General features: G+C 64.7%; 18 protein-coding genes. 8 read left to right on the forward strand and 10 right to left on the reverse strand.

Annotation, left to right across the window (positions count from 1 at the left end):
* The first annotated feature begins 14 nt into the window (after positions 1–14).
* From AC07VS_RS23750 to AC07VS_RS23765, 4 genes are all read left to right on the forward strand, one after another.
* The gene (locus AC07VS_RS23750) at positions 15–1,040 is read left to right on the forward strand and encodes a microcin C ABC transporter permease YejB (RefSeq protein ID WP_494752197.1); all 1,026 of its coding nucleotides are present in this window, start codon (positions 15–17) and stop codon (positions 1,038–1,040) included.
* 34 nt (positions 1,041–1,074) lie between these two features.
* On the forward strand, positions 1,075–2,112 hold the full coding sequence (locus AC07VS_RS23755; RefSeq protein WP_494752198.1) for an ABC transporter permease: 1,038 nt from the start codon (positions 1,075–1,077) through the stop codon (positions 2,110–2,112).
* A complete protein-coding gene (locus tag AC07VS_RS23760) occupies positions 2,109–3,755 on the forward strand; it encodes an ABC transporter ATP-binding protein (RefSeq protein WP_494752199.1) in 1,647 nt (548 codons plus the stop codon). The genes AC07VS_RS23755 and AC07VS_RS23760 overlap by 4 nt, the downstream gene beginning before the upstream one ends.
* 123 nt (positions 3,756–3,878) lie before the next feature.
* Positions 3,879–4,271 carry a VOC family protein gene (locus AC07VS_RS23765; protein WP_492345441.1) on the forward strand — a complete coding sequence of 131 codons (393 nt, stop codon included), beginning with the start codon at positions 3,879–3,881 and terminating at the stop codon, positions 4,269–4,271.
* A gap of 24 nt (positions 4,272–4,295) precedes the next feature.
* Here AC07VS_RS23765 and AC07VS_RS23770 read toward each other — a convergent pair whose 3' ends face one another.
* The gene (locus AC07VS_RS23770; protein WP_492345442.1) at positions 4,296–4,784 is read right to left on the reverse strand and encodes a hypothetical protein; all 489 of its coding nucleotides are present in this window, start codon (positions 4,782–4,784) and stop codon (positions 4,296–4,298) included.
* A gap of 50 nt (positions 4,785–4,834) precedes the next feature.
* Complete coding sequence (locus AC07VS_RS23775) at positions 4,835–6,877, reverse strand: ABC-F family ATP-binding cassette domain-containing protein (protein WP_494752200.1); 2,043 nt, start codon at positions 6,875–6,877, stop codon at positions 4,835–4,837.
* A gap of 220 nt (positions 6,878–7,097) precedes the next feature.
* Between AC07VS_RS23775 and AC07VS_RS23780 the strand changes: the two genes are divergently transcribed.
* Entirely contained in the window at positions 7,098–7,703 is a 606-nt protein-coding gene (locus AC07VS_RS23780) for a peptidoglycan recognition protein family protein (protein ID WP_494752201.1), read from the forward strand.
* A 494-nt stretch (positions 7,704–8,197) separates the two neighbouring features.
* Here the strand turns inward: AC07VS_RS23780 and prmB are convergent, their stop codons facing one another.
* The 8 genes from prmB to AC07VS_RS23820 all read right to left on the reverse strand — a co-directional run bounded on the left by prmB (position 8,198) and on the right by AC07VS_RS23820 (position 18,799).
* On the reverse strand, positions 8,198–9,106 hold the full coding sequence (gene prmB / locus AC07VS_RS23785; protein ID WP_492345445.1) for a 50S ribosomal protein L3 N(5)-glutamine methyltransferase: 909 nt from the start codon (positions 9,104–9,106) through the stop codon (positions 8,198–8,200).
* Entirely contained in the window at positions 9,103–10,275 is a 1,173-nt protein-coding gene (gene dapE / locus AC07VS_RS23790) for a succinyl-diaminopimelate desuccinylase (protein ID WP_494656072.1), read from the reverse strand. Before dapE ends, prmB begins: the two co-directional genes overlap by 4 nt.
* Complete coding sequence (locus tag AC07VS_RS23795; protein ID WP_494752210.1) at positions 10,275–11,432, reverse strand: PilT/PilU family type 4a pilus ATPase; 1,158 nt, start codon at positions 11,430–11,432, stop codon at positions 10,275–10,277. The genes dapE and AC07VS_RS23795 overlap by 1 nt, the downstream gene beginning before the upstream one ends.
* Before the next feature lie 62 nt (positions 11,433–11,494).
* Positions 11,495–12,700, reverse strand: a complete 1,206-nt coding sequence (dapC, locus tag AC07VS_RS23800) for a succinyldiaminopimelate transaminase (protein WP_494752202.1) — start codon at positions 12,698–12,700, stop codon at positions 11,495–11,497.
* Positions 12,701–12,794: 94 nt separating this feature from the next.
* Complete coding sequence (locus tag AC07VS_RS23805) at positions 12,795–14,996, reverse strand: diguanylate cyclase domain-containing protein (protein WP_494752203.1); 2,202 nt, start codon at positions 14,994–14,996, stop codon at positions 12,795–12,797.
* Positions 14,997–15,100: 104 nt separating this feature from the next.
* Entirely contained in the window at positions 15,101–15,985 is an 885-nt protein-coding gene (gene mmsB, locus AC07VS_RS23810; RefSeq protein WP_492345449.1) for a 3-hydroxyisobutyrate dehydrogenase, read from the reverse strand.
* Between the two features lie 52 nt (positions 15,986–16,037).
* A complete protein-coding gene (locus AC07VS_RS23815) occupies positions 16,038–17,198 on the reverse strand; it encodes an acyl-CoA dehydrogenase family protein (protein ID WP_492345450.1) in 1,161 nt (386 codons plus the stop codon).
* A gap of 101 nt (positions 17,199–17,299) precedes the next feature.
* Complete coding sequence (locus AC07VS_RS23820) at positions 17,300–18,799, reverse strand: CoA-acylating methylmalonate-semialdehyde dehydrogenase (RefSeq protein WP_494752204.1); 1,500 nt, start codon at positions 18,797–18,799, stop codon at positions 17,300–17,302.
* Between the two features lie 203 nt (positions 18,800–19,002).
* On the opposite strand from AC07VS_RS23820, the gene AC07VS_RS23825 reads away from it, so the two are divergent.
* From AC07VS_RS23825 to AC07VS_RS23835, 3 genes are all read left to right on the forward strand, one after another.
* Positions 19,003–19,230 carry an addiction module protein gene (locus AC07VS_RS23825; protein WP_494752205.1) on the forward strand — a complete coding sequence of 76 codons (228 nt, stop codon included), beginning with the start codon at positions 19,003–19,005 and terminating at the stop codon, positions 19,228–19,230.
* The gene (locus AC07VS_RS23830) at positions 19,227–19,514 is read left to right on the forward strand and encodes a type II toxin-antitoxin system RelE/ParE family toxin (protein WP_494752206.1); all 288 of its coding nucleotides are present in this window, start codon (positions 19,227–19,229) and stop codon (positions 19,512–19,514) included. Before AC07VS_RS23825 ends, AC07VS_RS23830 begins: the two co-directional genes overlap by 4 nt.
* A 40-nt stretch (positions 19,515–19,554) precedes the next feature.
* Positions 19,555–20,368: LysR family transcriptional regulator (locus AC07VS_RS23835; protein ID WP_494752207.1), on the forward strand; the 814-nt coding region annotated here is incomplete at its 3' end.

The raw sequence follows: 20,368 nt of genomic DNA on the forward strand, positions 1-20,368 counted from the left end.
CCACCGGCCCACCCATGCTTGCCTACATCGTCAAACGCCTGCTGCTGATGGTGCCCACCTTGTTCGGGGTGCTGCTGCTGACCTTCGCCGTGATCCAGTTCGTGCCCGGTGGGCCGGTGGAGCAGTACCTGGCCGAAGCCAAGGCCGGTGCCCAGCGCGGGGCCGAGGGCGGCGGCAGCTACCGCGGAAGCCAGGGTGTGGACCCGAAACGGCTGGAGCAGATCAAGGCCTTGTATGGCTTTGACAAACCGCCAGCCGAGCGTTTCGTGCAGATGCTGGGCCAGTTTGCGCGCTTTGACCTGGGCAAGAGCTTTTTTCAGAACAAGGACGTTTGGCAGCTGATCCTCGACAAGTTGCCCGTGTCGGCCAGCCTGGGCCTGTGGACCTTTTTCATCAGCTACGGTGTGGCCGTGCCGCTGGGGGTGGCGAAGGCGGTGCGGTCAGGCTCGCGCTTCGATCTGGTCTCCACCTTGCTGATTTTGGTGGGCTATGCGATTCCGGGCTTTGTGCTCGGGGTGGCGCTGCTGGTGATCTTTGGCGGGCAGTTGCAGTGGTTCCCGCTGCGTGGGCTGACCTCCAGCAACTGGTCTGACCTGGCCTGGCCGGCGCGCATCACCGATTACCTGTGGCACATCGCGCTGCCGGTCACGGCCATGGTGCTGGGCAGCTTTGCCGTCACCGCCATGCTGACCAAGAACGCCTTTCTCGAAGAAATCCGCAAGCAGTACGTGATCACCGCCCGTGCCAAGGGCCTGAGCGAACGTCAGGTGCTGTGGAAGCATGTGTTCCGCAATGCGCTGATCCCCATCATCACCGGTTTTCCGGCGGCCTTTGTGGGTGCCTTCTTCACCGGCTCGCTGTTGATCGAGACCCTGTTCTCACTCGACGGGCTGGGGCTGCTGAGCTACGAGAGTGTGATCCGGCGCGACTACCCGGTGGTGCTGGGCACGCTGTACCTGTTCACGCTGATCGGCCTGGTGACCAAGCTGATCTCCGACCTGTCTTATGTTTGGGTGGACCCCCGTGTCAAATTCGACTGAAGCCCCCCTTTCGTTGCCTGAATCCTTGCCCCCCATGCCGGCCAGCCTCAGCCCCTCCCGCCGTGCCTGGCTGCGCTTCAAGCGCAACCGGCTGGGCTACTGGAGTCTGGTGTTGTTCGTGGCCCTGGTGTTGATGAGCCTGGGCGCCGAGCTGATGTCGAATGACCGCCCGCTGCTGGTGCGCTATGCCGGCCAAACCTACTTCCCGATGTGGAACGACTACCCCGAAAAGGTGTTTGGCGGTGATTTTGAAACCCCCACCGACTACCTCGACCCTTTCATCCGTCAGCAATTGGCGCAGCCCGGCAATTGGGCGGTGTTTGCGCCCAACCCCTATGGCCCCAAAACCCTGAATTACTTCGCCAAAGAGCCCAACCCCTCCGGCCCCAGCCGAGACAACTGGCTGGGCACTGACGACCGGGGGCGTGACCTGCTGGCCCAACTGATCTATGGCTTTCGTGTCAGCGTGCTGTTTGCCCTGGCACTCACCGTGTCGGGGGTGTTGCTGGGGGTGTTGACGGGCGCCGTGCAAGGGTATTTCGGTGGGCGCACCGACCTGGCCTTTCAGCGCTTCATCGAAATCTGGGGCTCCATGCCTGAGCTGTACCTGCTGATCATCTTCAGCGCGGTGTTTGCGCCCAGTGTGGCCCTGCTGCTGGTGCTGCTCAGCCTGTTCGGCTGGATGGGCCTGTCCGACTATGTGCGCGCCGAGTTTTTGCGCAACCGGCAGCTCGACTACGTGAAGGCTGCCCGTGCCCTGGGGGTGTCCAACACCCAGATCATCTGGCGCCACATCCTGCCCAACAGCCTGACCCCGGTGGTCACCTTTTTGCCCTTTCGCATGAGCGCAGCCATCCTGGCGCTCACCTCGCTTGATTTTCTGGGCCTGGGGGTGCCACCGGGCACGCCCTCGCTGGGTGAATTGCTGAGCCAGGGCAAAGGCAACATCGATGCGTGGTGGATCTCGCTGTCCACGTTTGGCGTGCTGGTGATCACCCTGCTGCTGCTCACTTTCATGGGCGATGCGCTGCGCGATGCTCTCGACCCCCGTCAGGCGGAGGCCCAGGCATGAACACCCCCACCACCGATGCACCGCTGTTGCAGGTGCAGGATCTGCGCATCGCGTTTGACGACAAGGAAGTGGTGCATGGCATCAGCTTCAACTTGGCTGCGGGCGAAAAACTGGCCCTGGTGGGCGAATCGGGCTCGGGCAAGTCGGTCACGGCGCTGAGCTTGCTGCGCCTGGCGGCGCATGCCCGCTGTCGGGGTTGTGTGCTGCTGCGCGACACCGCGACCGGCGCCCCCATGCGCGACCTGCTGAGCCTGCCTGAGCGTGAGTTGCAAGGCCTGCGGGGGGACGACATCGCCATGATCTTCCAAGAGCCCATGACCGCCCTCAACCCGCTGTTCACGGTGGGCGAGCAGATTGTGGAGGTGCTGCAACTCAAGAAGGGGCTGAACCGCCAGCAGGCCTGGCCCCTGGCGGTCAAAGCCCTGGCCGACACCGGCATTCCCGAGCCGGAACGGCGCGCCCGCAGCTACCCCCATCAGTTGTCGGGCGGCCAGCGCCAGCGCGCCATGATTGCCATGGCCTTGGCCACCGAGCCGCGCCTGCTGCTGGCCGATGAGCCCACCACGGCCCTGGATGTGACCTTGCGTGCACAGATCCTGGATCTGCTGTCCGATCTGCAACGGCGCACCGGCATGGCCGTGCTGTTGATCACCCATGATCTGCAGATGGTGCGCCGTTTTGCCGACCGCGTGGCGGTGATGGAAAACGGCGTGCTGGTGGAGCAGGGCGCCGTCGCTGAGGTGTTTGCCAGGCCCCGCCATGCCTACACCCGCAAGTTGCTCGACAGCCTGCCGCGGCGCGACGTGATCGAGGCCGATCCCGCCGACCCTGTTCCGGCCGCGGTGCTGCAGGCTGAGGGCCTGCGCGTGGTCTACCCCGTGGCCTTGCCAGGTTGGCGGGGCTGGTGGGGGCGCGGCGAGTTTGTGGCGGTGCAAGGTGCCAGTTTCAGCCTGCCCCAGGGGCGCACCCTGGGGGTGGTGGGCGAGTCGGGTTCGGGCAAGTCCACCCTGGCACAGGCGGTGTTGGGCTTGCTGCCCAGCCAGGGCACGCTGCGCTTTGGTGCGCAGGGCTGGCAAGGCCTGGGCACCCGCAACACGCCGGCCCACCGGGCCTTGCGGCGCCAGGTGCAGGTGGTGTTTCAAGACCCGTTTTCGTCCTTGTCGCCCCGGCTCACGGTGGAGGAGATCGTGGGCGAGGGGCTGCTGGTGCACGAACCCGGGCTGAGTGGGGCCCAGCGGCGCGCCCGAGTCGCCCAGGCCCTGGCCGAGGTGGGGCTGGGCGAGGCGCAGTTTCCGGGCCTGCTGGCCCGCTACCCGCATGAATTCTCGGGCGGCCAGCGTCAACGCCTGGCCATTGCCCGGGCCCTGATCGTGGGCCCGAGCCTGTTGGTGCTGGACGAACCTACCAGCGCGCTCGATGTCAGCATCCAGAAGCAGGTGCTGCAGTTGCTGCAGCAGCTTCAGCGCGAACGCGGCCTGAGTTTCCTGCTGATCACCCACGACATCGCCGTGATCCGCGCCATGGCGCACGAGGTGCTGGTGATGAAAGATGGCCAGGTGGTCGAATCCGGCACGGTGGCCCAGGTGCTGGAGCAGCCGCAAAGCGACTACACCCGCACCCTGGTGCAGGCCGCGCTGGATTGAGGGCCGCTTGGATCCTGCCCAGGCGCTGTCGCACTGCCACGCAGGTGACTCAGACCGCGCCGGCTGGGGCGCCACCTTGCGCTAGCATGCCTCACCCCCCATGAAAACCCAAAGGAGACTCCCATGTTCAACCACGTGATGCTGGGCACCAGCGACATCGAGCGGTCCAAACGTTTTTACGACGCCGTGCTGGGCGTTCTGGGCGCAGGCGAGCCCGCGCGCAACGTGAACGCCACCGGTCAGGTGCGGCTGTTCTATCGGCACGACGGCAACACCTTCGGCCTCAGCGAGCCCATCGATGGCCAGGCCGCCACCGTGGCCAACGGCTTCACCCTGGGCTTCAAATGCAATTCACCCGAGCAGCTGAAGCAGTTCCACGACACCGCGGTGGCCCATGGCGGCATCTCCATCGAAGACCCACCGGGTCTGCGCGAAGGCAAGATGGGCTCGATGTACCTGGCCTATGTGCGCGACCCGGATGGTCACAAGCTCTGCGCCCTGTACCGTCCCAAGTAAGTTGCTGGCCGCGGGTCGGGCGCGTCAGTCAGGTGCTGGCGGCAGCGCCTGGCGCACCAGCACACATTCGCGGATGTGCTGTTCGCCCAGGGCACGCACCGCTGCATAGCCCATGGCAGCCGACAGCGCTTGGCCGGCAAGCGGCACGTAGCGGGCGGCCTGGCCGGCGGTCAGGCGCAGGCCAGCCTTGGCCGCCAAGGTCAGCAGCAACTCGGCGCTGAGAAAACGCCCGATCAGCAGCGAGCCCACCACTGCGACGGCTTTCTGCACCTGTTCGCGCCGATCTGGTGACAAGCGGTCCAGTTGCACCCCGGACAGGCCAAATTCATGGCTGATCTGGGGGATCAGGCGCGACAGCAGGGCCGCGTCCACAGCGAAATCCAGGCCCGGTACGGGCAGGGCGGCGGCAGCCGCCGCCCACAATGCGCGCTTTTTCAGCAGGCGCCGGCTGTTCAGCACGGCGCGTTGCAGGTCGGCTTGGCCGTGGGTCAGGGCCAGGGTCTTGTCGGGCATGGGGGCTCCAGTCAGTCCTATGGCGCCATTGTGCTGGCCAAGGTCCTTCTTCAAGCGGCCTGCGTGATGGCTTCGATCTCTTCGTTGAGTTCCAGCCAGCGCTCTTCAAGCTTTTCCAGTTCGTCGCTGATGGCCTTGAGCTTCTTGCCGCATTCTGCAATCTCGGCCGACGGCAACGGCGTGCTCAGGCGTTCTTCCAAGGCCGTCTTGTCCTTGCCGAGCTGGGCCATGCGCTGGTCCACTTGCTCCAGCTCTTTCTTGAGGGGGCGGGTCTTTTCGGCCAGGGCCTGGCGGGCCTGGGCATCGAGCTTGCGTTGATCACGTGAGGCAATGGCCGGGGCCGCGGCCTGGCTGGCGGCGGCTTCGGCAGCACGGGCGGCCTCGGCAGCGGCGGCCTGGCTGGCCTGGGCCTCGGCCTCGGCCTCCAGATTGCGCTGGGTTTCCTTGGCGACTTCACGCAGGCGTTTGGATTCGTCCAGCAGGTAACGCTGGTAGTCGTCCAGGTCACCATCGAAGGGGCCGACCACGCCACGGCCCACCAGCCAGAACTCGTCGCACACCGAGCGCAGCAGCGCCCGGTCGTGGCTGACCAGCATCACGGTGCCTTCAAACTCGTTCAGCGCCACCGACAGGGCCTCGCGGGTGGCCAGGTCCAGGTGGTTGGTCGGTTCGTCCAGCAGCAGCAGGTTGGGTCGCTGCCACACGATCATGGCCAGCACCAGGCGCGCTTTTTCACCGCCGCTCATGGTGCCCACGGCCTGCTTGACCATGTCGCCGCTGAAGTTGAACGTGCCCAGGTAGTTGCGCAGGTCTTGCTCGCGGGAGGATTCGCGGGCATTCGGCCCCAGCTCCTTGGCCAGGCGGATCATGTGCTCCAGCGGGTTCTCGCCGCTGCGCAGCACATCCAGTTCCTGCTGGGCAAAGTAGCCGATGGACAGGCCCTTGCCTTCGGTCACGGTGCCGCCCAGGGGCTTCATCTCGCGGGCAATGGTCTTGACCAGGGTCGATTTGCCCTGGCCATTGGCACCCAGGATGCCGATGCGCTGGCCGGCCAGTACCGAGCGGTTGACCCCGCTGAGGATGTACTTGTCGCCCTCGTCGGTCTGGTAGCCGAACGCCGCATCGCTGATGGCCAGCATGGGGTTGGGCAGGTTGGTCGGTTCCTTGAACTCGAAGGTGAACTCGGCATTGGCCAGGATGGGCGCAATCTTCTCCATGCGCTCCAGGGCCTTGACCCGGCTTTGCGCCTGCTTGGCCTTGCTGGCCTTGGCCTTGAAGCGGTCAATGAACTTCTGCAGGTGGGCAATCTTGTCCTGCTGCTTGGAGAAGGCCGCCGCCTGCAACTCCATCTGCTGAGCCTGCAGGGTCTCAAACGCGCTGTAGTTGCCGCCGTAGCGCACCAGTTGGGCGTTGTCGATGTGCAGGGTGACGTTGGTCACGGCATCCAGAAACTCGCGGTCGTGGCTGATCACGATCATGGTGCCGGCGTAGCGCTTGAGCCAGGCTTCGAGCCAGACCAGGGCGTCCAGGTCCAAGTGGTTGGTGGGTTCATCGAGCAGCAGCAGGTCGGAGGGGCACATCAGAGCCCGGGCCAACTGAAGGCGCATGCGCCAGCCGCCCGAGAAACTGTTCACAGGGCGGTCCAGCTCGTGGCTCTGGAAACCCAGGCCCAGGATCAGCGACTGGGCGCGCGGCACCGCATCGTGGTCACCCGCATCGGCCAGGTCGGTGTAGAGCTGGGCCATGGCCATGCCGTGGTCGTGATCGTCGTACGACGCGTCAGAGGCCTCCAGTGCGTGCAATTGGGCACGCAACTCGGCGAGTTGGGTGTCGCCATTCAACACGAAATGGGTGGCACTTTCATCGGTCTCGGGCATGTTCTGGGCCACCTGGGCCATGCGCCACTGGGCCGGAATGTAGAAATCGCCGCCGTCTTCATGCAGGCTGCCATTCAGCAGGGCAAACAGGGTGGACTTGCCGGCCCCGTTGCGACCGACCAGGCCTACCTTCTCCCCCGGGTTGAGGGTGACGGAAACCTTGTCGAGCAGCACTTTGGCGCTGCGTCGCAAGACGATGTTCTTGAGCGTGATCATGGCAAGGCCCGGCCGGTGCCGGTGTTGGAAGGCAAAGCCTGCGATTTTCGCACGGCGGCAAGACCTGGGCATGACGGCGGACACAAGGGGCGCTGCCTGAGCCATCGGGTGGGGCCTACCACTCGGCGAATTCGTGTTCAGGCACCGCGGTGTGCAATGCACAGTTCATCTCTTGGGTTGCTGCAATCGCAGCGCAGCCTGCTAACGCCAATGAGGTTATATGCTACCCATCGATCTTCGTGGCCATGTTGCCAGTCCAAAGATAAAACTGGCTATAGAAAAATCCATCGAGCGGGGTGACATGAAAGAGGTTCGTGGAATCATCGTCCATCAAACAGGCGGCGCAACAGCTCAGTCCGCCATCAATAGCTACAGGCGGCCATCTGCCAAAGGCGCACATTTTCTAATAGATAAGAATGGTTCAATTTATCAAACAGCTTCGTTGTACAAACAAACATGGCATGTCGGCAAATTAAAGACCCGCTGCCTATTGGAAAAGCGCTGTTCGGCTGTTGAGTTGAGATCGTTACAGAAGTTCAACCCAACTCAGGAAGACAAAAGAGAAATGCTGAAAAAAGTCCCTGAACGATTTCCATCCAATCTGGACAGCGTTGGTATTGAGTTGGTCGGGGAAGCCTTTCCGAGAGGCATGAGTGTTCCAGAGGATAAAAAGATCTATGAGACCATCACAAGTGCGCAAGCCGAATCTCTGAAATGGCTTATTAATGAGTTGACGCTAACCTTCCGAGTGCCTATGGCCGAAATCTTCAGACATCCTGATGTTTCCAGAAAAAATCCGACGGAAGCGGGGTCGGCAAGGTGGTGAAATTCCTAGGCACTTTTCTTCTGTCAAACTTCTGCGCCACGGCGGTGTTGGCATCAGATGCCTGTACACAAGGATCTGAGCATGAGCCGTCGTTGTGCCCACTGAAGATCCCAGGAATAAATCGGATATTGATAGAGGAAAATGGAGCCAAGTCACCCGCAGAGTCAAATCCTGCCATCACCTGTTCCGGATTCAGATTGACGGAGCACCAAGTTCGTCGTTATTTTTTGAATGCCAAGTCAGTCAGTGAAAATGACGACCATTACACGCTGGACTGGTCACCCTGCTATGCCAGTGGAACCCTATTTTTCAGCGATGGGCGCCACGGCATCTGGAGCATTGACCAATTCCGCCGGGGGAGCTTGGTCATGAGCAACGGCGAAAAATCCATGCAATTCTGTCCGAAATGCAAATTCAAGCCCTTCATGTGGTGAGGGGCCTTGAAGGCTGTGGGGCGGCCTGAGGCCAAGGCTCTCGCCAGGCCTGTCGCCGGTTCAGGCGTCCGGGCTCAAGGCCTCACGCGTCACCAGCAGCACCTGGTCGCCGCCGGCACTGGTTTCCAGCCAGAACACCGGCAGATCGGGAAAAGCGGCTTCGAAGTAGGCCCGCTCGTTGCCGATCTCCAGCACCAGCACGCCTTGCTCGCTGAGTCGGTCCGGCGCATCGCGCAACAACTGCCGGATGAAATCCATGCCGTCAGTGCCGCCAGCCAGGGCCATTTCGGGCTCGGCCAGGTACTCCGCGGGCAGTTGGGTCATGCTCTGGGCGTTGACGTAGGGCGGGTTGCACAGGATCAGGTCGTAGGGGCCGGGCAGGGCGCTCAGGCCGTCGCTGGTCTTGAGCGTGATGCGGTCTTGCAGGCCATGCCGGTCCACGTTGATGCGGGCCACGGCCAGTGCGTCGGCAGAGAGGTCGGCGCCTTCCACCACGATTTCGGGCCAGGCCATGGCGGCCAGCACGGCCAGGCTGCCGTTGCCGGTGCACAGGTCGAGCACGCGGTGGGTGTTGGCGTCCAGCCAGGGGTCGATGCTGCCGTCGGCAATCAGCTCGGCAATGAAGCTGCGCGGCACGATGGCGCGCTCGTCCACATAAAAAGGCACGCCTTGCAGCCAGGCCTCGCGCGTCAGGTAGGCCGCGGGCTGGCGGCTGCTGATGCGGCGCTCGATCAGGGCCTGCACGCGTGCGGCATCGTCGGGGCCAACGGCTTGGTCGGCCACCGAAGGTTCACCCTCGGGCTCACCCCCCAAGGGGCTGTCCAGCGGCAGGCCCAGTTGCCACAACACCAGCCAGGCGGCCTCGTCAAAGGCATTGGTGGTGCCGTGACCAAAGGCCACGCCAGCGGTCTCCAGTTGTTGCCGGGCTTGCTCGATCAGACCCAACACGGTTTGCGGGGCGCCGCTCACGCTGCGACTCCGGTGCCCAGGCTGGCGTTCAAGTTCTCAAGGGTGCGGCGGTAGATGTTTTTCACAGGTTCAATGTCGGCCACGGCAATGTGCTCGTCGATCTTGTGGATGGTGGCGTTGGGCGGGCCAAACTCGATCACCTGGGGGCAGATCTGGGCAATGAAGCGACCGTCGCTGGTGCCACCGGTGGTGGAGAGTTCGGTCTCGATGCCCACTTCGTCGCGGATGGCGCCCTGGATGGCTGTGACCAGGCTGCCCGGGGTGGTCAGGAAGGGGTGGCCACCGATGGTCCACTGGATGTCGTATTCCAGCTCATGGCGCTCCAGCACGCTGGTCAGGCGCTGCTGCAGCGCTTCGGCGGTCGATTCGGACGAAAAGCGGAAGTTGAAGTCGATCACCACCTGACCGGGGATCACATTGGTGGCACCGGTGCCGCCGTGGATGTTGCTGATCTGCCAGCTGGTGGGGGGGAAGTAGGCGTTGCCACGGTCCCACTCGATGGCGGCCAACTCGGTCAGGGCCGGCAGGGCTTGATGGATGGGGTTGCGGGCCAGTTGCGGGTAGGCGATGTGGCCCTGCACGCCCTTGACCGTCAACTTGCCGCTCATGGTGCCGCGGCGGCCGTTCTTGATCATGTCGCCGGTGCGCTGCACCGAAGTAGGTTCACCCACGATGCAGAAGTCGAGCTTCTCGCCACGTTCCTTGAGGGTGCGGCAGACCACCACGGTGCCGTCCACTGAAGGGCCTTCTTCATCGCTGGTGATCAACAGGGCCAGGGACAGGGCTGGTTGCGGCTGCGCGGCCAGAAACTCCTCGGTGGCGACCACAAAGGCCGCGATCGAGGTTTTCATGTCGCTGGCGCCACGCCCGTACAGGCGCCCGTCGCGGTGGGTGGGGGTGAAGGGGTCGCTCTTCCACTGCTCCAGCGGGCCGGTGGGCACGACATCGGTGTGGCCGGCAAAGACCAGGGTAGGGGCATCGGGGGTGGCGCCCGGCCGCTTGGCCCACAGGTTGGTGACTCGGAAATGCGCGGGCCCGCTGACCAGGGTTTCGCAGACAAAGCCCAGGGCCTCAAGGCGTTCGCGCAGCAGCGCCTGGCAGCCCGCGTCGTCGGGCGTGACGGAGGGGCGCGAGATCAGTTGTTCGGTGAGGTGCAGGGTACGGGACATCAGTGCTTCACGTCGAGGACGATTTCGGTGAATGAGGGTTCGTCCTCGGGCTCGGCCCGGGACTTGGCGGCCTCGGCAGCGGCCTTGCCGGACTGGTCGAAGTCGTTTTGCAGACGCCACATCAGGTTGGTGGGCGAGTCGGCATGGGCCATGCCTTCCTTGCGGTCGATGATGCCGGCCTGGATCAGGCGGGCAATGTCTTCTTCGAAGGTCTGCGAACCTTCGGCCATGGACTTTTCCATGGCTTCCTGGATGCCGTTGAAGTCGCCTTTTTCGATCAGGTCGGCAATCAGCTTGGTGTTGCGCAACACCTCGCAGGCGGGGATGCGGCCGCCCTGGTTGCTGCGCAGCAAGCGCTGCGACATGACGGCCTTGAGCGCCGAGCTGAGGTCGACCAGCAGGGTCTGGCGCACTTCGACCGGGTAGAAGCTCAGGATCCGGTTCAGGGCCTGGTAGCTGTTGTTGGCGTGCATGGTGGCCAGCACCAGGTGGCCCGACTGCGCATAGGCCAGGGAGGCCGACATGGTCTCGCGATCGCGGATTTCGCCGATCAGGATCACGTCGGGGGCCTGGCGCAGCGCGTTCTTCAGGGCGATCTGCAGCGACTGGGTGTCGGTACCCACCTCGCGCTGGTTGATGATCGATTTCTTGTTTTTGAACAGAAACTCGATCGGTTCTTCGATGGTCAGGATGTGGCCGGTGCTGTGCTCGTTGCGGTTGTCCAGCATCGAGGCCAGCGTGGTGCTCTTGCCCGAGCCCGTGGCCCCGACCACCAGCAGCAGGCCCCGCTTCTCCATGATCAGTTCGGTCAGGATGTCGGGCAGGTTGAGCGTGGCCAGCTTGGGGATCTCGTGGCTGATGTAGCGGATCACGGCAGCCACGCTGCCGCGCTGGCGCATGGCGCTGATGCGGAAGCGCCCGATGCCCTTGAGCGCGTAGCCCACGTTCAGCTCGCCGGTTTCATGCAGCTCTTCCATGTTGCTGGCCGGCAGGATCTCGGCCAGCAGGCTGCGTGGGGCATCAAAGGGCAACAACTGGTTGTTGATGGGCACGCAGGTGCCGTTGATGCGGATCAGGGCCGGGGCGTTGGCCGACAGGTAGACGTCGGACGCACCCTTTTCACCCATCAACCGCAGGATGCGTTCCATCATGCTCATGTTGGCGCTCATGGACTGGCTTTCGAAGTGCAGGGTGGCGTGGGGACCCGGGGCAACCGGCTTCAGCGGCTGCGTGACTGGACGAAGTTGACGATGCGCAGCGCCGCTTCGACGCATTCGGCCGCATCGGCCACCAGGGCCATGCGGATGCGCTGGGCTCCGGGGTTGACCCCGCCCACCTCGCGCGCCAGGTAGCTGCCAGGCAGCACCGTCACGTTGTATTGCGCCAGCAACTCGCGGGCAAAACCGGTGTCGCTGAGGCCCAGGGCCTCGGGCACCCGGGCCCAGAGGTAGAAGCTGGCGTCGGGCAGGGCCACATCCAGCACGCCGGCCAGAATGGGGGTGACCTGGGCGAACTTCTTGCGGTACAGCACGCGGTTTTCGACCACGTGGGTCTCATCGTTCCAGGCCGCGATGCTGGCCGCCTGAACCACCGGGCTCATGGCGCTGCCATGGTAGGTGCGGTACAGCAGAAACTGCTTGAGGATGGCCGCATCGCCCGCCACAAAGCCGCTGCGCAGGCCCGGCACGTTGCTGCGCTTGGACAGGCTGGTGAAGGACACCAGATTGCGGAAATCGTCGCGCCCCAGCTTCTTGGCGGCTTCCAGGCCGCCCAGTGGGGGCTCATCGCGGAAATAGATTTCGCTGTAGCACTCGTCCGAAGCAATGATGAAGCCATGGCGGTCGCTGAGTTCGAACAGCTTTTGCCACTCGCTCAGGGGCATCACGGCCCCGGTGGGGTTGCCGGGCGAGCAGACAAACAGCAACTGGGTACGGGCCCAGGTGTCGGCGGGCACGCTGTCCCAGTCGACCGCAAAGTTGCGCGCCGGATCGCTGGGCGCAAAGTACGGGTCGGCGCCGGCCAGCAGGGCCGCACCTTCATAGATTTGATAGAAGGGGTTGGGGCAGACCACGGCCGGTGTGGGCCAGCGCGGGTCGATCACGGTCTGGGCAAAAGCAAACAGGGCTTCGCGCGAACCGTTCACCGGCAGGATCTGGCTGGCAGGGTTCAGGTCGAGGTCGTAGCGGCGTTTGACCCAGGCGGCCATGGCTTCGCGCAATCGGGGTTCACCGGCCGTGGCCGGGTAGCCCGCCAGGCCGTCCAGGCTGTTGACCAGGGCCGTCTTGATGAACTCGGGCGTCGGGTGCTTGGGCTCGCCAATGCCCAGGCTGATCGGGCTGTGGTAGGGGCTGGGCGTGACGCCGGCAAAAAGTTGCCTCAGCCGTTCAAACGGGTAAGGCTGCAGTTTGGAGAGCAGTGGGTTCATGGAACCACATTATCCCGGAGTGCCGCAGACCTTCGTTGAAACCGGGCTTGAAATCGCCCTGCAGCGCTGGCGCAGGTGCCTTTTTGCTCGGGTGTCAGTTGACCATGACGGTATTGCCCAGGCTCTTATACGGGCCGGCGTCGCGCGGATGCGGCAGCTCGCTTTCGGTCACCAGCGGTTTGGCGAGGTCACGGGCCATCGCCACGATGGCCTGCAGCAGCGCCTGGTGGGAGCCTGGGTGTTGGGCTGCGCTCAGCAGGCCGGGGGCCAGCAGCCACTCGTCCACGGGCCACTGGGGCAGTTCAAGCACCCCCGGGTAGCCCAGCCCGACGTCTTGCAGGCACAGGCGGAACCCGACCGCCCGCAAGCTCTGCAGTCGGCGCCATGCGCTGGTCGGGTCGCTGGCGGCCCAGGCCAGGTCATGGGTGCTCAGGGCCAGGCCCAGCACCTGCCCCGGCAGGGGGTGCCGCTGCAGGCAGTCTTGCAGCCAGCGCACCGCATGGTCCTGGCACAGCAAGGGGGTCAACAGGGCCAGTGTCAGCGGCAAAGGGGCCGAGGTTGGCGGTGCCGGGCCCTTTTCAAGGTGTTGCCATCGGCTGACCCGCGCGATCAGTTCTTCGTCCAGTTCAAAGCTCAGATCGGCGCGGCGGGCCACTTCCTGCAGCGGCGCTCTCGGGCCGGCGGTTTCAATCCATCGCAGGGCCGCCCGATGGCCCCCTGGCTGGCCGTCGGAGCGTTGGCGATGGCGCAGGTCCAGGCTCAGCCAACGGGTCAGCGCCGAGAGGCCGAGGTCACTGCGGGCCAACAGCCTTTGCCGGGCCTGCTGGCCCAGCCCGGGGGCGTACCAGCAGGGGCGACCCGGTGCTTCGTGGCGGGCCTGGCGCACGGCCAGGCTGACGCGGCGCAAGCCCTGGGTGAGGGGGTCGTCTTCGTCGCCGCTCAGCGGGGCGGCCGCCAGCAGCACCCTGACCTCGCTCAGGGGCCGGGTGGGGTGGCCGGCGTACCCCATCAGGGCCTGGTACACGCGCCAGGCGCAGGCCTCGACTTCAGACGCCGTCAAGTGGGCCGGTAGCAGGGCCACGAATTCGCTGCCACCCAAGCGGAACAGGTCGGTGCCGGCTTCGGGCAGGTGCTGACTCAAGGCCTGCCCCAATTGCTGCAGGCAGGCGTCGCCCGCCTGCGGACCCCGCAGTTCATTGAGCTGGCCCAGGCCATCGAGCTTCACCATCAGCAGGTTCCAGGCCTGGCCTTGCGCCGCCTGGCCCGCCATCAGGCGATCGTGCAGTGCCGCGCGGTTGGGAAGGCGGGTGAGCGTGTCCAGGTACACCAGGCGCTCGATCTGGTCGGCCGCCCAGCGGCTGGCGGTGATGTCCTTCTTGAGTTCAAACCAATGTGTGATGTCGCCATTGGCGCGTCGGATGGGGCCGATCTCGACGTCTTCCAACACCCGGCGACCATCGGGCAGCAGCACGGATTGCTCACCTCGCCAGGTTTGGCCCCGGGCCATGGCTTCGTGCAGGCTGTGGCGTTGCTGGGTGCTCAGGCCCGGGGTGGACAGCAGGTCGGCAGGCAGGTTGTGGAAGGCGGCCGCATTCAGGCCGGCCCGGCCAATGAAGGCGGGATTGACGTATTCGATGCGCCGCTGGGTGTCCGTGATCACGATGCCGATGGGGCACTGCTCGATCAGGCTGACCAGTTTGTGGATTTCTTCATCCTGCGCCTGCCAGGCACTCAGGGTGGCCTGGGCCCGCAGCAACTGGCGCTGGTAGCTCAGGCGCGACAGCAGCGCAATGCTCAGGGCCACGGCCATGTTGGTGAGCACCACCAGGTGCGGGGCGTATTCGCGCTGAAAGCGGGCCGGCGGCAGCCAGCCCCGGGCTTCAAACCAGTGCAGGGCCAGCATGTAGCCCGTGTTGAGGGCCGCCACGGCCAAGGCGCTGCGGGGCCCCAGCAACCAAGCGGCGCTGGCGACCTGGATCGGCAGCGAGAGGATCAGTGGTCCGTTCAGGCCGCCGTTGTGGAAGACCACCTCCAGTGAAATCAGCCATTGCCCCCAGATCAGCACATGGGCTGCTGCCTGCACATGGCCGAGATTGACCAGCAGCAGGCAGCTTGGCAGCACCAGCAGGATGGCCAGGCGGATGCGGACGATCTCTTCGAAGAAGCGGGTGTCGTAGACATAGCTCATGGCCAGACACGACGAGACCATCAGCAAGCCGGTGATCCAGATCATCAGAACCGTGTCCTGACGGGCGAAATCAGCCTCGGGCTGGAGATGGGGGGGCAGATCGGACATGGGGCGGCGCAATGAAAGAGGGCCCACTTTAGAAGTGGACCCTCCCGTGAGGCCGCACCATTGCCAGGTGCTGAACAGTTAAATGGATTCAGCCCGATGGGGCTTCAACCCTTCTGAAACAGACGGATCACGCTGGAGAAGTCCAGTGCCCCCTGGCCGCCCAGGCTGTGGGCGGCGTAAAGGCTGCGCGCCAGGCCGCCCAACGGCGTGCTGGCCTTGACTGCGGTGGCGTTTTCCTGGGCCAGGCCCAGGTCCTTGAGCATCAGATCGGTCCCAAAGCCGCCCGCGTAGCCCTTGGAGGCCGGGGCCGTCTCCATCACGCCGGGCATGGGGTTGTATTTTTCGAGGGCCCAGTTGCCGCCCGAGCTGCGGCGCATGATCTCGGACAGCACCTTGGGGTCCAGCCCGTTGGCCACGCCCAGGGCCAGGGCCTCGCTGGTGCCGATCATCAGGATGCCCAGCAGCATGTTGTTGCAAATCTTGGCGGTCTGGCCGGCGCCTGCGCTGCCGGCATGGAAGATGTTGGCGCCCATTTTTTCGAGCAGGGGCCGGGCCAGTGCCAGGCCCGCGTCATCCCCCCCCACCATGAAGGTCAGGGTGCCCGCGATGGCGCCACCCGTGCCGCCCGACACCGGGGCGTCGATGCAGGGCAGGCCGAGGGCTGTGGCCGCCTGGGCCACTTTTTGCGCGCTGGCGGCGGCAATGGTCGAGCAGTCGATCACCAGCGTGCCCGGGTTCAATTGCTTCAGCAGGCCGGTGTCGCCCAGGTACAGCGACTCGACGTGCTGGCTGGCGGGCAGCATGCTGATCACCGCCTGGGCACCGCGCACGGCCTCGGCGGCGCTGGTGGCAATCGTCAAACCCTCTGCCGCAAACTTGTCGCAGGCGGGTTTGGACAGGTCAAAAGCCTGCACGGCGTGGCCGGCCTTGAGCAGGTTCAGGGCCATCGGGCCGCCCATGTTGCCCAGGCCAATGAAAGCGATCTTCATGTGTGTGTCTCCGTCGTCGTTGTGTGGTCGCGGTACCGTGGTTCGGTGGGGGTCAGCGGATGGCGTCCGGGGCATCGCCGTCAAGCATGCGGCGCGAGATGATCACGCGCATGATCTCGTTGGTGCCTTCCAGGATCTGGTGCACCCGGGCGTCGCGCAGCAGGCGCTCCAGCGGGTACTCGCGGATGTAGCCGTAGCCGCCATGCAGTTGCAGGGCCTCGTTGCAGACCGTGAAGCCCACATCGGTGGCAAAGCGCTTGGCCATGGCGCAGTAGGTGGTGGCATCGGGGGCCCCGGCATCGAGTTTGCTGGCGGCCAGCCGCACCATCTGGCGAGCGGCCACCAGTTCGGTGGCCATGTCGGCCAGCTTGAACTGCAAGGCCTGAAAGCTGGCAATGGGTTTGCCGAACTGCTGGCGCTCCTGCATGTAGCGCTGGGCCTGGGCCAGCGCCCCCTGGGCGGCACCGACCGAACAGGTGGCGATGTTGATGCGCCCGCCGTCCAGCCCCTTCATGGCGATCTTGAAGCCCTCGCCCTCAGCGCCCAGCAGGTTGTCAGTCGGGATGCGCACGTTGTCAAAGCTGATGGTGCGGGTGGGCTGGCTGTTCCAGCCCATCTTGTGCTCCTTCTTGCCGTAACTGATGCCCGGCGCATCGGCGGGCACCACCAAGGCCGACACACCTCCTGCGCCAGGGCCGCCGGTGCGGGCCATCAAGACCAGCACATCGGTGCTGCCCGCCCCCGAAATGAAGGCCTTGCCGCCGTTGATCACATACTCGAAGCCCACCCGCTCGGCCCGTGTCTTGAGCGAAGCCGCGTCGGAGCCGGCGCCGGGCTCGGTCAGGCAGTACGAGGCCAGCTTCTGGCCGCTGCACAGCAGGGGCCCCCAGTGATCGCGCACCGCCGGGGTGGCCCAGGTGCCCAGCATCCAGGTGGCCATGTTGTGGATGCTGATGAAGGCCGTGGTGGAGGGGTCGACCGCGGCCATCTCCTCGAACACCAGCGTGGCATCGAGGCGGGGCAGGGCCAGGCCGCCGGCGGCCTCGGGGGCGTACAGGCCGCAAAAGCCCAGCTCGCCCGCCTTGGCGATGGCCTCTTTCGGAAAAATGCCAGCCTCGTCCCAATGCGCCGCATGCGGCGCGAACTCGGCTTCGGCAAAGTCGCGGGCGGTTTGTGCAAAGGCCCGCTGTTCTTCGCTCAGTTCAAAATCCATGGAAGACTTTCAGAACCCAAAGTGCTGTTTTACCCCGAGAGGGACAGGAAAACGGCGGGCGGCCCGGCGTTTTCCTGCTAGGAAGTTCCAACAGGGTGGTCTCACTTCAAGCTGATGGTCGTGTTGACGCCCTGGCTCACCGTGCTGTCGTCGAACCAACGTGCGGTGATGGTCTTGGTCTGGGTGTAGAACAACACCACCTGCTTGCCATAGGGGCCCAGGTCGCCCAGCTTGGAAGCGCGCGAACCGGTGAACGAGAACATGGGCACCGGCACCGGGATCGGCACGTTGATGCCCACCTGGCCGACGTCGATGTCCTCCTGGAACTTGCGCGCCGCGGCACCGCTTTGCGTGAAGATGGCCGTGCCGTTGCCGTTCGGGTTGCTGTTGATCAGCTCGATGGCTTCATCCAGGGTTTCGGCCCCGGCCAGGCAGAGCACCGGGCCGAAGATTTCCTGGTCGTAGATGGCCATGCCGGGTTTCACACCGTCAAAAATGGTCGGGCCTACGAAGTTGCCTTGTTCATAGCCGGGCACCTGGGGCTTGCGGCCGTCCAGCACCAGGGTGGCGCCGTCGGCCACGCCGCGCTCGATCAGGCTCTCGACCCGGTCGCGGGCTGCGCAAGACACCAGCGGGCCCACATCGGTGCCTTTTTCGGTGCCGGCGTTGACCTTCAGCGTCTTGGCTTTGTCGGCCAGGTCGTTCACCCACTGCCGTGCTTCACCCACCAGCACCACCACCGACAGCGCCATGCAGCGTTGACCGGCGGCGCCGAAGGTGGCACCGGCAATGGCGTTCAGGGTCTGCTCCTTGTTGGCATCAGGCAGCACGATGGCGTGGTTCTTGGCGCCCATCATGCATTGCACCCGCTTGCCGGCCAGGCTGGCCCGGTTGTACACATGGGTGCCGACCTTGGTCGAGCCCACGAAGCTGATGGCCTTGATGTCAGGGTGATCGCAGATGGCGTTGACCACCTCTTCGCCGCCATGCACCACGTTCAGCACGCCAGCCGGAATGCCGGCCTGCAGCGCCAGTTCGCACAGGCGCATGGTCACCATGGGGTCTTGCTCGGAGGGCTTGAGGATGAAGGTGTTACCGGTGGCGATGGCCATCGGGAACATCCACAGCGGGATCATGGCCGGAAAGTTGAACGGCGTGATGCCGGCGCAAACGCCCAGCGGCTGCAGCAGGGTGTAGGTGTCCACGCCACCGGCCACGTTGTTGGCCAGCTCGCCCAGTTGCAGGTTGCCAATGCCCGCTGCGTGCTCCACCACCTCCAGTCCACGGAACACATCGCCTTCGGCGTCGGGCAGGGTCTTGCCTTGCTCGGCGGTCAGGATGGCGGCCAACTCGGCCATGTTCTCGCGGATCAGTTGCTGGTACTTCAGGAAGATGCGGGCCCGGGCCCCGATGGCCGTCTTGCGCCAGGTCTTGAACGCGGTCTTGGCGCTGGCCACCGCGGCGTTGATCTCGTCAGGCGTGGCAAAGGGCACACGGGCCAGCACCTCCTGGGTGGCCGGGTTGACCACATTGCGCCACTGGGTGGTCTTGGACTCGACGAATTCGCCGTTGATCAGCAGTTTGACGGTGGGGGCGGTCATGGTGAGGAGTCTCCTGATGTTTCTGATGGAATACGGGCATGTTATTTGTGCGAAATTGTTGATGCAATAGATAAAAATGCATTATTCTATTGCATTTATGCAGATCAATATCAGGCTGTGCGGGCGCCGTCCTGGAGGTCTATTGAGCCGGCGCAGGCGTTGTGGCAAGCTAGCGGCCTTGTGCCATCGTAGAGGAGCCCACCATGCCGGTAGATCTGGAACTCGTCCATGCGGAAGCCATGAAACTGGATCCCGCCGATCGCATTCGGCTGCTTGAGCGCTTGATGGGTGATTTGGAGCCTGACCTTGATGGCGAGCAGGCTTGGGAGAGGGAGGCTGCGAGGCGCGACGCCGAATGGGTGGCGGGTCAGGTCGGCGTTCTGGATGGTCCTCAGACTCTGCAGAAGATTCGCGCTCAATTGATCCCGTGAGCTACTCTCTCCACCCGGACGCGGCCACGGATCTCACCGAGGCGGCGTCTTTCTACCGGCGCAAAGCGGGTGCTGCGCTGGCCAGTCGCTTTCTCGACGAATTTGAGCGTGTGGCTCAATTGCTGGTTGAGCATCCTGCGCTGGGCACCCCCATGCGGCAGGGACGCCGGATCTTTCCACTTCGCTTCTTCCCTTACTCCGTGGTTTACCGAGGTACCGACGAAGGGTTGCTGATCCTCCTGGTGCGTCACCAAAGGCGGGAGCCTCGGCATTTCCAGAAGTGAATTGGGTTCTGTCATTCGGTCAGCGGATGACAATCGCACCATGGACTGGAACAACCTTCGTTATTTCCTCGAACTGGCCCGCACCGGCACCCTGGTGAATGCGGCGCGGCGCCTGGAGGTGGACCACACCACGGTGGCGCGGCGCCTGCAGGCGCTTGAAAAAGAAGTGGGCACGCCTTTGTTCGCCCGCGAGGCGGGCGGCCACCGCCTGACCGAGGCCGGCCGGCAGTTGTTGCCCCAGGTCGAGGCCATGGAGGCCGCGGTGGCCCAGGTCGAGCGGGCGTCGCTGTCGACGGCCGAGGGCCCTTCGGGCCTGGTCAGGCTGGGGACCACTGAGGGCTTTGGCACGGTGGTGCTGGCCCCTCAACTGGCCCGGCTCAGCCGCCAGTACCCGGCCCTGTCGATCGACCTGCTGGCCCTGCCGCGCCTGGTGCACCTGTCGCGGCGCGAGGCCGACATCGTGATCTCGCTGGAGCGGCCCAAGCGCGGGCCGGTGGTGGTGACCAAGCTCACCGACTATGTGCTGCAGCTCTATGGTTCGCGCGACTACCTGGCGCGCCAGTCGGCCATCGAAAGCCGGGACGATCTGCGCTTGCACACCTTCATCAGCTATGTGGACGACCTGCTGTTTTCCAAGGAGCTGCAGTTGCTGGACGAGTTGTACCGCCCCGAGCGCTTCGCCCTGCGCAGCACCAGCATCCTGACCCAGTACGAGGCCGTGAAGGCGGGCGCCGGCTTGGCCGTGCTGCCGGCCTTTGTGGCTGCACGCGACCCGGCGCTGGTGCCCGTCTTGCCAGGGCAGGCCCGCTTCACCCGCACCTTCTGGATGTCCATGCCCGCCGAGGCCAAGCACC

This window comes from Curvibacter sp. GW821-FHT01G03, from assembly GCF_059422285.1.